This window comes from Companilactobacillus jidongensis, assembly GCF_003946575.1.
GTDB lineage: Bacteria > Bacillota > Bacilli > Lactobacillales > Lactobacillaceae > Companilactobacillus > Companilactobacillus jidongensis.
Map to the genome: position 1 here is coordinate 32,275 of NZ_RHOP01000023.1, position 14,447 is coordinate 46,721.

The 14,447-nt window shown below is 40.0% G+C and carries 14 protein-coding genes and 3 pseudogenes; 2 read left to right on the forward strand and 15 right to left on the reverse strand.

The genetic code is table 11. The features are described 5' to 3' along the window. Nucleotide 1: 1 nt before the first annotated feature. The 9 genes and pseudogenes from EKM68_RS11980 to mobQ all read right to left on the reverse strand — a co-directional run bounded on the left by EKM68_RS11980 (nt 2) and on the right by mobQ (nt 9,050). A complete protein-coding gene (locus EKM68_RS11980; RefSeq protein WP_125591054.1) occupies nt 2–1,156 on the reverse strand; it encodes a phage tail tip lysozyme in 1,155 nt (384 codons plus the stop codon). Beyond that, entirely contained in the window at nt 1,157–2,575 is a 1,419-nt protein-coding gene (locus EKM68_RS11985) for a type VII secretion protein EssB/YukC (RefSeq protein ID WP_125591055.1), read from the reverse strand. Further along, a complete protein-coding gene (locus tag EKM68_RS11990) occupies nt 2,568–4,586 on the reverse strand; it encodes a VirB4 family type IV secretion system protein (RefSeq protein WP_125591056.1) in 2,019 nt (672 codons plus the stop codon). The genes EKM68_RS11985 and EKM68_RS11990 overlap by 8 nt, the downstream gene beginning before the upstream one ends. Before the next feature lie 11 nt (nt 4,587–4,597). Further along, nucleotides 4,598–5,257 carry a TrsD/TraD family conjugative transfer protein gene (trsD, locus tag EKM68_RS11995; RefSeq protein ID WP_125591057.1) on the reverse strand — a complete coding sequence of 220 codons (660 nt, stop codon included), beginning with the start codon at nt 5,255–5,257 and terminating at the stop codon, nt 4,598–4,600. Next, nucleotides 5,226–5,588: a hypothetical protein gene (locus tag EKM68_RS12000; protein ID WP_014216295.1), complete on the reverse strand. Its 363-nt coding sequence runs from the start codon at nt 5,586–5,588 to the stop codon at nt 5,226–5,228. The genes trsD and EKM68_RS12000 overlap by 32 nt, the downstream gene beginning before the upstream one ends. A gap of 21 nt (nt 5,589–5,609) precedes the next feature. Then, a complete protein-coding gene (locus EKM68_RS12005; RefSeq protein WP_015474618.1) occupies nt 5,610–5,945 on the reverse strand; it encodes a CagC family type IV secretion system protein in 336 nt (111 codons plus the stop codon). 1 nt (nt 5,946) lies between these two features. After that, on the reverse strand, nt 5,947–6,558 hold the full coding sequence (locus tag EKM68_RS12010; protein ID WP_105923099.1) for a hypothetical protein: 612 nt from the start codon (nt 6,556–6,558) through the stop codon (nt 5,947–5,949). A 38-nt stretch (nt 6,559–6,596) separates the two neighbouring features. Further along, nucleotides 6,597–6,934, reverse strand: a pseudogene (locus EKM68_RS12015) (hypothetical protein). A 52-nt stretch (nt 6,935–6,986) separates the two neighbouring features. Further along, entirely contained in the window at nt 6,987–9,050 is a 2,064-nt protein-coding gene (gene mobQ, locus EKM68_RS12020) for a MobQ family relaxase (protein WP_125591058.1), read from the reverse strand. Between the two features lie 269 nt (nt 9,051–9,319). On the opposite strand from mobQ, the gene EKM68_RS12025 reads away from it, so the two are divergent. Both EKM68_RS12025 and EKM68_RS12030 read left to right on the forward strand, forming a co-directional pair. Next, nucleotides 9,320–9,529 (forward strand): hypothetical protein, encoded by a 210-nt coding sequence (locus EKM68_RS12025; RefSeq protein ID WP_021816943.1) that lies wholly within the window; start codon nt 9,320–9,322, stop codon nt 9,527–9,529. Nucleotides 9,530–9,548: 19 nt separating this feature from the next. Beyond that, nucleotides 9,549–9,827 carry a hypothetical protein gene (locus EKM68_RS12030; RefSeq protein WP_057881666.1) on the forward strand — a complete coding sequence of 93 codons (279 nt, stop codon included), beginning with the start codon at nt 9,549–9,551 and terminating at the stop codon, nt 9,825–9,827. A 129-nt stretch (nt 9,828–9,956) separates the two neighbouring features. Here the strand turns inward: EKM68_RS12030 and EKM68_RS12035 are convergent. The 6 genes and pseudogenes from EKM68_RS12035 to EKM68_RS13730 form a co-directional block, all read right to left on the reverse strand. After that, nucleotides 9,957–10,698 (reverse strand): annotated as a pseudogene (locus EKM68_RS12035) (Fic family protein); the annotation flags it as partial. A gap of 50 nt (nt 10,699–10,748) precedes the next feature. Next, nucleotides 10,749–10,952, reverse strand: coding sequence for a hypothetical protein (locus EKM68_RS13725; protein ID WP_125591060.1), 204 nt, complete (start codon nt 10,950–10,952; stop codon nt 10,749–10,751). A 155-nt stretch (nt 10,953–11,107) separates the two neighbouring features. Further along, a complete protein-coding gene (locus EKM68_RS12045) occupies nt 11,108–12,079 on the reverse strand; it encodes a replication initiator protein A (protein WP_125591061.1) in 972 nt (323 codons plus the stop codon). Nucleotides 12,080–12,743: 664 nt separating this feature from the next. After that, the gene (locus EKM68_RS12050) at nt 12,744–12,947 is read right to left on the reverse strand and encodes a hypothetical protein (protein ID WP_015474751.1); all 204 of its coding nucleotides are present in this window, start codon (nt 12,945–12,947) and stop codon (nt 12,744–12,746) included. Nucleotides 12,948–12,997: 50 nt separating this feature from the next. Beyond that, a complete protein-coding gene (locus EKM68_RS12055) occupies nt 12,998–13,783 on the reverse strand; it encodes a ParA family protein (protein ID WP_015474752.1) in 786 nt (261 codons plus the stop codon). 267 nt (nt 13,784–14,050) lie between these two features. Continuing rightward, nucleotides 14,051–14,343, reverse strand: a pseudogene (locus EKM68_RS13730) (TetR/AcrR family transcriptional regulator); the annotation flags it as partial. Nucleotides 14,344–14,447: the final 104 nt, after the last annotated feature.

Here is a 14,447-nt window from a genome sequence, read left to right on the forward strand (position 1 = left end):
CTTACTTCTTGATTGGCCGGGCTAACGTCACATCGCTACCGTTCAATAAGCTATAAAACGCGGTGCCAAATGTGCTTTCGTTAACCTTGTCGCCGACACCACCTTGCTCAATGATTTTGGTGGCTTTGCCTTGCCACTTGTCTAACAAGATTGCGGTGTGCCCATTGTTCCCGGCCCCGGCACCTTGATTAACAATCACAATATCGCCGGCTTTGGCGTCATTTTCACTGATCTGTTTCAGATATTGATGACTGCCTTTGGCGTCACTTGCCATCGTACCGGTAAACCAGCCCATGTTGGCCGGTACCTTGTAACCAGCTTTATTAAGCGCTAACCAGACAAAGCCTGAACAATCGGTTCCACCGGTTTTGTTAGGATTCTTTAAATCGCTACCTAAATCGGGGCTGGGGTGGGTTTGCACATAGTAGAAATCGCCTTTCATACTTTCCGCATTTTTGACGATACTCCCACCGGAATAGCTTGGGTCACTATCACAACCCAGTTCGGTCAGATCGCCGGAACTCGCATTGTCTAAGGTGTTTCCGGCCACTGGATCACTCGCACCCAACACGGAATACCAGTGATCGGCATATCCGTATCTTTGGCTTAGATACCATTGTTCCGGGTTCTTACTCATACCCTCATAATCCATTAGCCAGGCTTTCGTCGCTTTATGCACGTCCATGTACTTAAAAATCTGTTTGTTTGACGCATAGTAACTACTGTTCAATTCTTGATCGAGATAATCCAACTGTACCCCGAGATTAGTCGCTGGTTTATTTTCCTTGTGGGCTAAGTCTTCCAGCTTATCCTTTCGACCGCCTAACCACTGGGCTAAGCCCGTGGCCCCGGAGCTTGAATTAACCGAATTGGGATCAAGGCGACTTTCTAGTTGCAAAACACCTAAAATTCCGGCGGCCGCTTGTGGGGTGGCGCCATACTTCTGTTTCCAGTGCGCATAGATATTTTTGGCATTTTCTGTCATGCTCTTACTATCTAATTGCGTTTCTGTGGTGGTTGAGTTATCACAACTGTTTTCTTGTAGCTGACCAGTAATCGCGGCAATCAGCAAGATGATTAGCAGAATGGCGCCGCCCACAATATAAGCAATCAACTTCCACTTCTTTTTCTTATATTCAAACGACAATACCTGCATTTAATCACCCACTTTGTGCTTGGCCTGATCGACTTGTTTTTGCGCTGCTGATTGGTCACTCTGCGCATTCTTTAAGTCCGACTTGGCTGAATCCACCTTCTTGTCTTTGTCCTTATCTTTACTGCCATCAATCTTGTTGGCGTCATCTAACTTCTTTTGCGCGTCGTTAACTTCGTTCTTAGCGGAATTGAGACTTAACAGGGCTTTTAAATACTTAGCTTTAGGACTGTTCACGCCGGCTAATTTGGTTTGGACGGTCTGGGCGTCTTGCGTATCGTTATGGGCGAGGAAAGCTTGCCCCATTCTCAATAAAACATCACCGTTCGTCGTAAAGGATAATTGGTTATTGAGCGTATTGGTATCGTAGTTAACAATCGCTTTTTCGAGTTGCAATTGGTCTTTTTGCTTGCTTGTCGCCTTAGTTGGCAACTGCCAATCAGCCACTTGGCTACTATCTTTGTTGGCATAAGCCGTGTTAACAACCTTGTTCAACTGACTTGGATCAACCTTTAAGGCTTGCTGGTACTGACCATGCTTTAAAAAGACATTGACTTGCTTAGTTGCAGGGTAGCCGGCCCGTTGCATATCTTTTTGCGCTTCCGACCACTTCCGATCATTTAAAGCAGTTTGAATTTGGCCGCTATATTTTAATCGCGTGACCTGGGCTTGGTTCTGGTTAGCTAAGCTCTGATATTGCCGTTCGTCACTTTTATGGACTAAGCCGACGGCCAAAACGGCCACAATCGCCACTCCGGCCACGCTCAACCATAAACGTTGTTTGGTTTTCTGCTGGGCCGTTTCAACTTCCTGCCATTCGTGATAACTCACAAAGTCCTCAATGCCGTTAACCACTTCCGTTAACTCATTTAACGACGTAGCTTTAGCTACTTGTTGTAAATAGTCATCAGGGTGTTTAGCTAGGGCTTCTTTAGGATTGCTTAGTAGCCGTTCATAGGGCGTCCCCGTCAAGCAAAATAGAATCAGCGCTTTGTATTTGGCTAAGTTGCTATGTTTGTCATCATAAGGCATGAGTTCATTGGCGCGATAGGCGTACCAAACATGTTGCATGGGGTAATACCACAGATTAGCTGGATTTAAAGCAATATGATACTGGCTATCAGCAACCACCTTTTGCGCCATAATTTTCTTGGCAATGGCTGCCCGGATCGCCTTATTTTCCTGCGGTAATTCCTTTAATGATCTGACCTTATCCGGCAAGGTATAAGTTAAAACGACCTTCTGGCCTTGCTCAACCACGTTAACCAACTGCAAGAAATTGGCATCAGCTTGCTTTAATTCGTTTAGCTCACTCAACTGGTCATATCGAAACTGATTGTGATTGAGTTCAAGGATTAACTTGTTTCCTTGCCGCCTGAACGTCCCAACCTCGATATTCAATAACTGATTTGATTTACTCATTTAAAGCCCCTCCTTCCTCCTCGGTGGTGGTCAAAGCGTCAATTTCACTTGGCGTCAACACCACGCGCTTTTGATAATCCGGTTGGTTGGCGGTCTCACGGTTATATTTTTCCTGGTAAGCTTCGGGATCAATTAACCGCAATTCTTCTTCGGTCAACTCGACGCGCATAAAGGCACGTTGGCTGCCATAGATCATCAGGGCTTCGCCTTGTCTACGACGTTCTAGTAGCTTCTTTTCTTTATCTGAGAACGTCATACGCAACTTAGTAATGACGTCATCAACGCCTTTGCCATCAAGGCCAAAGAACACTTTGGTATAGGAGTTCCCAATAATGGCTTCCCCAATGTTCTGCCCAGTATCTGTTGTTCCTTCGATCACATCTTGAATTTGCTGCGTTCCGGCAATGGCTCCGGCATTGTACTTTCTAAACCGCTTGTATGCTTGGTGGAAAAAGGTGGCGGCCGCTTTATGCAAAGTCAAAAAGTGAAATTCATCAACAAACAATTTCTTGCGGCTATGCCGATTTTTGGTAATTTCGTCCCACAAATATTGGAAGGTATTTAGATAGGCGGCAGATTGGACTTCCTGTTCACTTTGCAGGGGTTTTAAATCAAAAGAAATGATCTTCCCCTTTAAGTTAACGTTGGTGTGTCCGTCAAATAGGCTGTTAGAGCCATGGGTATAACTACCTAAGATGTAGTAAAAGTCTTTAACTCGACTGAATTTGTCAGTGTCCTTATCTGCCAGTTTTTCCAACTCATCATAAACATTGGATAAGGTCGGCCACTGATCATCTTTAATTTCTTTTAAGCGGCTATATTTCAAAACGCCACTGTTGACGTAAGCTTGTTTAACGACATCATCAAGGATTGCCAGTTCAACTTGGGTAATCCCGGTTTTAAGGACTTCAAAGAACCCCTTTAATCGCTGGATTTTGTCTTTGACTAGTAAATCAAGGTTCGTGACCGCTTCATCAGCGCTGAGGATTTCTTCGGAAAAGATTTGGAGCGGATTAATTTTGTACTTAGCATTCGAGGTTAGGTGCAAGACTGCCCCACCTAGGGATTCGACAATCTTGGTATATTCATTTTCTGGATCAATAATGTAAAGCTGATAATCTTGAATGGCATATCTTAGAATCTTCTGGATCATGTAGGTTGTTTTACCCACACCGGAAGTACCAATAACAACCATATTCTGGTTCAGGGTCCTGTTGCGATCCAACATATCCACGGCAATTAAGCTGTTGGTATCTTTGTTAACCCCTTCAATATCGCTTCTCGGCTTTAAGTCCAGAATTTCGGCGTCGTCAAAGGGAAACATGCTGCTGGCAACTTCGGTATTACTTTCTTTGTACGTGTAATCCCCCATGAGGTTCTCGTTAATTGGCATGGTTGACCAAAAAGCTTGGAACGTCGCTTTAACCGGTACTAGCGGTTTCATCTGTAGCTTAATCAACGTATTCTTAACGTTTTCGGTTAAATCGTCTAGTTCTGCTAAACTATTGGCCCGCAGATAAACCAGCATATGTTGATAGACAAATGTGGTAGAATTATCAAGGTATTTATCTAGTTGCATATTGGCCGAATCAATATAATTTTGCAGAATCTTCTTTTTATACGGGTCGAACGTATTTAACTTCTGCGCTTCCTTATTTTGAATCGTCTTCTTGTAATAGGTAATCATTGAATTGTTACTGGCGCTGTCGATATATTGCACAATATCGATAACGCCTTTTTTGCGCTTCAATTCTGATAACCAGTTGCCATACACCCGCTTGGGATAGTCAGCAATCGCTAACACCCGAATAAAATTCTCGCCCGACTGGACGTAGGTGGGGTACTGTTCCCAGCTAAACGGGAATAGTGAATGCAAGCTATCGCGATCAATCAGCTTGGTAAAGTCTTCAACCTCCGGTTTGGGCTTACTACCCGTTTGGCCGCTGTCGCCTTGATGTCTTTCTTTTTTAGTTGGCATAAATAAATCAATGACCTTATCACCAAAACTCATCCTGTTTCCCCCTATCCATTAAAATTGATCAAGTTCTTTAAAATCTCTTGGACTTCTTGACTAGTCAACACTTTGGCCGTCACATCAAAGTCTGTTAACGCATTTTCAATATCCCGCTTAACCTGTTCGATTTTTTCGTCTAAATGAGTGACCGCTAGGTTTAAGCTCTTAACACTTTTGTCCTTAATCGGCACCTTAACGATTAGCAGGTGTTGCTTAGTCGTCATGTTTTTGGATTCTTGGACTTTAGTAAAGTGATCCAAGTAACTGGCCATTAATTGGATTTTGAACTGTTGCTCGGGGTGATCTTTTTGTAAAGTGAGATACCGCCGTTTGAGACCATTGAGATAAGCCGTCATATTGACGGGAATCGTCGGCTCTAAGAACTGTAAGGTGTCATCAACACCTTCACCTAAGGTGCTCATCAGAAACGCACCATAGTCCTCAAAGACGTCTTGCTGTTCGGTTTCATTAAGTAGATCCAGGTTGATTCCACTAACTTCCAAAATGCCAACGAGATTACCCGTTTTGGTAACTTCGTAATTACCATACATACCCACCACCAAGCTCATGTCATCAATGGTTTCTTTGCCACCATTGATTTTGGGCGGTTGGTAATCCCAATCTAGCCTGGCTGATTTATTGGCGGTTTTGTTCTTCTTCAAACGCATTTAGTTCACCTCGCTTCTTCGGTTTTAAATAAAACAGTTTCTGACCATTGGCATAGCGGCGTTTCAGCTTAAAGTTATCCCGCACTTTAATATTCTTCCGCGCCGCAACTGGCCGAATTGTTAAAATAGCCATGACAATCGTCATGGCTAAGACAACAATCACTATTTTTATCAGGACTAAGATTAGACCATAGGGTGGGATCGCAATAAAAATTAAGCCCACTAGTCCTGCCAGCGCCGCATAGCCAAAATCCTTCAAGGTGTAGTCTTTCCAGATCCCATAATCTTTATCTACGTTCTCTGGAAAGATAAATTCTTTTCCTTTCTTCATTTTGGCAGGCTCCTTTTTAAATTAAGTGAATAGGCTGTAAACCCAAGGTAATAGCCAGATAATCGCTGCCGCTAGGGCCACTAAACCAGCCACCCGACCAACCGCGTGATAAACCTCTGATTTCTCTCGTGGATCGTCTGCGTCAGGCATTCTTTTGATAATAATAAATAGCGCGACACAAATCCCAACTAAAACGACCAAGCCAGTTAAAATACCTTGAATCGTCTTACCAGCTTGAGTTAACTTGCTTTTAACTTCGCCGCCGTCCGCCGCCAAAACAACCTGGGCGTTCATCAGCCCTAAATAAATCGCAGTAGCTCCAGTGGTTGCTAACGCTTTTACTTTGCTAAATTTCATATTATTCCTCCTTTCCGTCTTCCTGTGAACGTAATTGAGTCGGTTCTGCTCGCGTTTGCTCGGGTTCTCGCTGATAGAATTTGTCCAATTGCTCCTCGGCAATTTGCTGGCTTGGTAATGGGTCGGTGGCTAATTTAACTCGGCCATTTTCGCTCGTGGCTAAGTAATACTCTTTTTCTGACTGACCTAGCTCTTGGGTCTCTAAGACATGCAAATTATGTTCGTAACGGCCTAAGGCGTTATCAACTTTCAAACCATAGAAACCTAAGAAGCCTTCCAGGAAACTCTCACCAAAAAAGGTCATTTCGTTTTTAATTTGCTTATATTGATGGGTGGGTTTATCACTTACCAATTTTTCGGCCTTTTTAGCATTTTGACTGTCTTGATGGCGATTAAACCAGCCGCTAAGTTTTAATGGTTCAGTCTTTAACTGGCGTTTAACGGTCTTCTTAATCATTGCTTGCCGAACTTCATCAATCGGTTGTCCATCTTGTCTCAAAATCTCTTGTAGTTGTTTTTGATCAGTCAGTGCTTGGTCATCATCAACCACAATCGCCTTTTGCTCATCATGAAGTAGCTTGCCACTAATGCCTTGCCAGCTTTCTACTTTCATTGGATCACCTCCTTATGTTGTTTGTTGGGTTAGAAATATTAAACAACTAGCTTTCCCCTAACCCGCCCGGTAAAATGGATTATTAGGAGGGTGACACCTAGAAGGCGTATTTCTAGGTGCTGATCCCCGTTAGCAACTCTACTGCTGACGAGGACGCCCTCTTTTTTATGTGATTTTTAACCCACTCTATCCCTTCATCAGATATTAATTTATTGGTACCTGAACCAAGCAAAAATTGATCAGGAAACTCTGGATGTCGTTTGATCCAGTTGCTGACATAATTTCGGCCACGCCCCAGCTTGTGATTAGCTTGCGTTACGCTGTACCATTCCTGATTGCCTGTCACATGTAAGTTCTCCTTTCTTAATTTAGTCATAATTTAACATCAAAAGGTGTAACTTACACCATTTATTTTTTTTACATTTAGGTTACAAGTGCCTGCCCCCATCTTCATGCCGGTTTCGAGTTTGGTGTTGCCGTTGCTTTTTCGTCATTTCCCACTCGGTCTCTTTTAAACCGCGTAGTTGCTGCTTTCTTAGATAGTCCGTATTTTTCGCATATAAAATGGTCATTAAGGCTTCGTCCAAAATATTCATCAGGTAATTTTTCGGGCTAGTTGGCTGGTAATTAATGGCCTGATAGTCCTTAACTTGAGCTTGCTTATATTGATCAAACCGCATTGCCTGTTGTTTCAAACGGGTTTGTACCATTTCAATTTGTTGGTGATCCAACTTAGGATCTTGGCCACATTCGCCAATAAACAGTTGCCGGGTGCCATCATATTTTAAGACCCGTTGCAGTCGATGATCCTGAATATCTTTTAATTCCATTTTACCTAACAGGTAATTTAAACCGGCTTGGTGTTGCTGACTAGTAAAGACTACCGGTGGCTGCTGTTGCAATTGACTAAGATCATCGGCGCTTAATGGCTTTAATTCTGGGTCATAATAAACCACAGCGGTATAGATTTGCTCCTTATCAATCGTCTCTAGCTTATCCAGGTCACTGTCCGGAAAAGCAGTCGTTAGAATGCTGTTGTATTGGGTTTGCGCTACGGCTTTAACTTCCCGAATGACCCGTAAATCTTTGACCGCTTTAGAAATGAATTCGAGTTCGTTAGGTTGATAAGCGGCTAGCATGCCCCGATCAGTAGGCTTCAAATCGTCTAACTGGTGACCATGTTTGGCTAGTACCGTGGTTAATTGCTTCTCAATTGTTTGGGCCTGCTGATTAACTAACTGCCAGCTGGTATATGGCCGCTTGGTAAACGTCAATAATTGCTGGGTTAATAAGTCACTTCGAATATCCGCTAACCGTTCTGCCAATTCGCTACCCTTAAAAATCGTTTGTTCACTATTAGTTTCTTTAATCAGTTCCCGTCGTTCAGCTGCGGTTGTCTGTTCAAAATTAAGTTCCGGATAAAGCTTTTTCGTTGCTCGTTCCACCACTTTATTTAACAACTGGTTAGCTTGTGCTAGTGATGTCGTTTGCTGGTCAATAGTCAGCAGTTGTTTGGTTACATCTTCACCAACCGCGTGTTTGATTAATAAGCTGTTCTTCCAATTAAATAGCATGCGCTGTTTATCGTCTAAATGTTCTAAATCGACATAGGCTTTCAATTGCTGACTTAGATGACTAATTGTGTGTTTTTCAGAGAAAGATAGCTCGTCAGTTAACGCGTCAAAATGTTCATGATTTCTTATCTTTTCGTCAAGATTATGATATTTAGCTTGAGCGTTTCTTTGCGCTCTAACTTGTTGATTAAATGCTTTTCGATTTTTTCTTTGGCTGTTAATGCCTTCGTGTTGGGTAGGTGTCTCTTGAATCCCTTGATCGACAAACGATTTTTCACTGATCCGATCCGGAATGCTTTTTTGCTCTAAAACCTGATTGACACTAACTGCCCAATTATGACGCCATTCAATTATTTTTTCTTTCTTATCCCAATCGACCATCAGTATCTTTCTACTCTTAGGGTACTTGCTAGTTCCGGTATACATTTTATTGCCATTCTCATCTAAAATATATTGCTTTTTACTCTTGATTCCCCATGTTCCGTCTGGGTTAAATGGTCGGTTGGTTAACATCACATGTGCGTGCGGATTATCTTGGTGGTCGCGATGAATCGCTACATCAGCTACCATGCCTTGATCAACAAAATTTTCTTGCACGTATTTTGTCAATAATTCTTTCTGTTCATCTTCGCTTAGTTCAACTGGCAAAGCCACGTTAAACTCTTTCGCATACCGAGAATTTGCTCGCCGATCTTTTCTTTCTACTTCGTTCCATAATTTTTCTCGATCACTGGCCCATGCTGGTGCATTTTTAGGAGTTAAAATAAAACTCTCTGGCATGACTGACCGAGCATAGAAATAGTGGCGACCTTCTTGATTATCAAATAATTTTTCACCACTTCGATAAGCGGCACTGGCAATCGCACTTCGTCCTTTCCCAGCACTAATATTACTAAAACTCATATGAAAAATTGCCATACTAGTCACCGCCTTTCTTTGGCTCTATTGGTTGATTTTGTTGTCGCCAACGGCGACTTCTAATACAAGTATTTAGCACGATTTACCCAACAAGTATTTAGTGGGGTGTAAGTGCGCATTGACCTCGTTTCACTCGTCCTGCTGATTCCCATAAATTTACTTATAGTGTATGCCTTCCGCTTCGCTATTTCAACTTCTATCCTTTGATTTAACGTTCTCTGTATGATATAGTGTCGGTGATTATTTTTAATACGATTGGAGGGATCATTATGTCTCAAAGTAACTTAGAAAAACAAGAAGCCAAATTAAAACAGCTTAATCAAAAGATTAAAGCTGAAAAAAATAAAATTGAACAAAATCTCGGTAAGCAAATCATTAGATCAGCCAATTTGGATTATGGGACACTTACTACTCCACAGATTAAAATGATTGCTAAAAAAGTTGCCGCCTTTTTAAATCAAGCTCAAAATAACCGATAATAGTTAGGTGATAATGACTATGCCTAATCAATATGAAAAACTAGTTGAGCAACAAGCGCGTTTAAAACAAAAAATTGAGCGAGAAGATTTTAAATTACGGCAATCTAAATACTACGAAAATCGGCAAGCCCGCAAAGCCCGTTCTCGCCGATTAATTCAAAAAGGGGCTTTGCTAGAAAAATACTTTCAAGCTGATAATCTCTCGGTTGAACAAACTGAAGAGCTTTTAAAAATATTTGCCGATTACGTTAATGTCCATAAACCAAATAAACTCAAAAACGATCAACCTAATAACTAGGCCGATCGTTTTTATTTCCAGGATTATTTTTTGGCTTAACTTCTAGATTTTTTTAGCAAAGTCTTTGAGATGGTTTTGGGTTCTTTTACTAATCTCGTCTTCAACTAATTTAAGTTCTAATTTATCCGTTTTTTTTAGTTGTTTGTACATCTGGTTTAATTCATTAGCACTTAATTTTTTTGTTTGCTCGAATTTGTAATCCTTGAATACCATTATCATATGTCCACTGTTTAATTTTAGTCATGTCATTAGTCTGATAATAATTGGCAATTAGTTCGTTCCATTGATCCCACTTATCTAACGGCACATTGATTAAGCCTGCACCACCGTCAATCATAATTTTATTAGCACTTAAAGTCGCCGTCCTTTTGTTCCCGTCCCAAAAGATTTGTTGGCGCATATTATGATACATGACAGTCAATGCTTTATCAGTAATCGTCGTTCGTGGATCAGCCAAGATTTTTTGTAAAAAGGATTGTTCTTGTTTTTCGTTAATTAAAGGTGGTTCAAAAAAGTCTTCACTACCTAAATCAACTCCTCCTTTCCCTTGCCGTAATTCTCCCGGTACTAAGGCGTCTTCCGCTGCCACAATCTTGTTGATTTGTTTTTCCATGGTTAACGTTAAAGGGGAATTTTGAGCAGTGATATATTGCCACCCACGCTTTAAGTTAACAATTGTCAAAATATCTTCAACAGGAACGCCTGCCACACTCATGCCGTCCATAATGGTTTGTGTTTGCGGCAAAGTGGTATTTACGCCTTCAAAGCGGGCATTAGTGTGCACTAGCTTGGTAAAATTTGTTCGAGCAAACCGTTTGTTTTCTGCAACTGTAAATTGATACTTGTCCATATATGCTTGTGTCTTAGTCATATTTTGTACCTCCTTTTCATTCCAACCACTGATTCATTGACTCGTCCATGTTAAATCACGAAATGCTTTTCGTTGATAATTTGCTCTTGGCGCTTATCTAAGAGGTAAGTGTGTAACGCGTCAAACAGCTTGCGTTTATCAGGATCTGGGTTAGGGTTATGGGCTGCTTGCTCCCAAATGTCTTGAATATCGACTGCCCATGGGTCAGCCAACAATTGATCAATTGTTTCGACTTCTTTGCTGGATTTGGTCAGTTAAAAAGCTCCTTTCACATTCCCTTAGTTCAGTCATCGCCAATTCAGCCACTCAAGATGCCTATTTTTGCTTCTAAACGATTTTAAACCAGTTTTAATATAATTATGTGTCGAACACTCAAAACGGCTTAGATGAGCTTATATGCTGTTTAATTCTAAAAGCACTCATTGTCAGCGTTTTGCTCTTCGGGGTGTTTGGCCGCATATTTTCTAGCCGCTTGTTTATTCCACCAAACCCCAAATAGGTTTTGCATGGTGCCGTACAGGTAGTTTTCAACGTTCTTAATGTGCTTCTCATTGCTTCTAAGAGCGTTAAAGTAGCGTCTCAAGGCTTTGGTCATTAAAGGCTTCAGCTCCTCATCATCAAGTGGGATTAGGACCCCAATATCCTGATGATCCTTCTCAACTCGGTACTTAGCATTTAAGATAATGCCGATGAAGCGACGCATTTGTTGTGGGGTTCGGCACCAAAAGCTAAGTAGTTGCACAGCTTCGGGTTCTAAGAAAACTGGTAACCCACTGTCTTCATCAGTTAAGAAGTCCTTAGCATGTTTCACGAGATCATGGTTTTGCTTTTCTAGTTCTGCTGGTGAGAATTGGGCTGTGGAAAAGTCCAACTTTTGAGTATCTATATTATATCTATTAGTATCTAAATTATTAGTATAGTCTAGATTGTGACTCTTTTTGACACTTTCGCGTGTACCAAGGGTTCGTGGCTCTTGTTGCCGAGATTTTGTATAAATGTCTGTTGCCGTAACTTCTAAATCTGCTAAATACAATCTATTTGGTTCATTTTTACCAGTTTTGGGATTAAAGTGCATGGTTTTCTGAAATAATAATCCTTGGTTTTCAAGTTCATTTTTTACCCTAATCACTTTCTTTTTTGACCAGCCCATAAGATCTGTTAGTTCTTGATTTGTAAAAATGAAATAAACCCGGTTATCTTCATCAACCCAGTTGTTTTTCAATGAATAATCTAGTCTATCGCGTAAAATCATATATCCTAATTTTGCACTATCACTTAATGTCTTATATTGAGATCCATAAATTAAAACCTGTGGGAATTGGAAAAAACGAGTTGCATAAGCTTTTTCCGACTCAATAAAATTGAAATGAGTTTGATTCATTATAAAACTTCCCTTCTCAACTGACACATACTGTCTCGAAAGAGAGTTGCTAAAACATTAGATTTGCTTTAAAATACAAATCTGATATGCTTTAACTAAATTACAAAGCATTCATTTAGCCGTGAGGGCTTTGTAATTTACCAGCATGTGTCTATTCTTGGTTGCCCATTCGGCAACTTTTTTAATTTCTAACAACAAAAAATGGACTAAATAGCTTCGGTTAGCTACTTAGTCCATTGGCTTTGATTTGTTTTCAACTATCCTTCACTTGTCCTCTAGGACTGGTTTGTGGTATAATTAACCTACAAATTAAGAACAATATTCAGTCGATTTTCACCGCCAAGTTAAAATCGACTGAATCTAAGTAGCTGTCTGATAGCTACTTGCTAAACAGAAAAAGTCCCTGATTCCCCGTGAATCAGGGACTTTTTCTGTTTAGCTTTATCTTCTATTCGGTTGTTAAATTAGTTTTAATCTAGCATAGTGCTTATCTTCCAGCAACATTATTTGATCTTGTATACTTTACCAGCTCTTAGTTTGGAACCAACAAGCGATTGAATATACTAGCAAATATTATTCAATCGATGTTTTAATTAAATTAACCAAAAAATGTAACATTTATTGTAGTTGCTGTTGTACTTATGCATTTTCTAGCTGATCATAATTATAGATTGAACTCTTTTTTCAATAGCTGTTCTAAATATCTGGAAGCTGTTAACTCTTTTCCTTTGGCACGTCTGGCCAATTCATTAGCAACGTTTTGTTTTAAAGTATAAGACTTTGAAACTCTAGGTGTAGGAGGTTCATTTGTTATTGGATTGCTGTTCATACTGTTTTTTAATTGGTCCATTTTATCTTCAAATGCCATGATGTTGATCCTTTCGATAGCATATCATACTATGTCATAGCATGATATGATTATTGCTTAGTAAACGTATCAAATATTTTGTCAATTTTCTCAAAAAATTCCCTTGCTTTTGGAGTTGAGCTTTTGCCTTTTTCCATGTTGATCAGTGGTTCATGATTAAGAGTTGTTTTATTGAATACTTCTCTTTCAGGAATTAAGGCAATGGTTCTGGGATCTTTTTTCATTTGTTCCACAAATTCATGTGAAGATTTAGTATTATGTTTTATTCTATTTCCAATAAATTTTAGTTCTGCTGTGATAAAGCTTTTACGACTTTCAACATTAATTACTTCTTGCTTTAATTGTTCCATTCTTAATTCCAAATTACTTTTGGAAATAAAACCGTATTCACTTGGTTCAATCGGACTAAATACTAAATCTGAAATTACAATCATATTTTGCGTGATTGTCGAAAAATCCGGATGTGTGTCGATTAATACATAGTCAAATTTTTTCAGTTTGTCATAATTGTCTGAGAACCACATGTACATTAGTAATTCTTTGTTGGCTCTCGTTTGAAGATCATTGTTGACCATATCTAAATTCATAGAAGCAGGAATAATTGATAAGTTTTTGTGCAATTCAATAATTTCTACTTTTTCACTATCTTTTGTAAAAATGTTAGCTAAGGTGCCATGGTCTTTATAAATATCATAGGTTTGGGTCAGACTACATTGGTGGTCGCTATCAATCAGCAAAACGTTATAGCCTTTGCTAGACAGCCATTCACTATAATTGAAAGTTAACGTTGTTTTGCCAACCCCTCCCTTAATAGCAGAAAAAGTAATTATTTTCATAGGGCGCCTCCTTGTTTGCAGTTAAAGCATATCATAGCATGATATGCTATGCAATGACTGAATATAGCACAGCATGTTTTTTATATCTTTTTTCTTTGTTGTGTATGTTTGCTAATGTCCGTCTTTCTAGTAGCTTCTGGTCTCACCGAAATGATTTAAATAAGTAAATGGCCAATTGTTAGGTAGTAATGGTTGATATTCAAAAGGATAAAGCGATGAGTGGGGATAGAAACAAGCTTAATTAGAGGTTGTGTGTCCTAAATCTGTTTAGTTGTTATTCAAACTATTAGCTAATTGCTGAGCAGCCAATAACATTAAATCCTTAATTTGCTCTGGTGACTCAGGCTGATCTTGCCTAACCAGACACGTAGAATATTGGTAAAACCACCTAGTTGAAAAGCCATCACATAATTCACTTGGGTAGGAGTGCCCTGAACATGCCAGGGAGCCGCAAACTGTTGATAACGGGGGATTGCTTTTTGCTACCAAATTTCATTCATGTGATCAAATAAGCCTTGGCGGATCAATAATTGAATTAAATCCCGTTTTCGCCAGGCAAATTCTATAATTAATCCGAACAGAAATTAAAAAGCCCAAAGCAATCACTTACAATGGTAGTAGCTAATTCCAACCAATATAGGGAGTGATTACTTTGGGTACACCC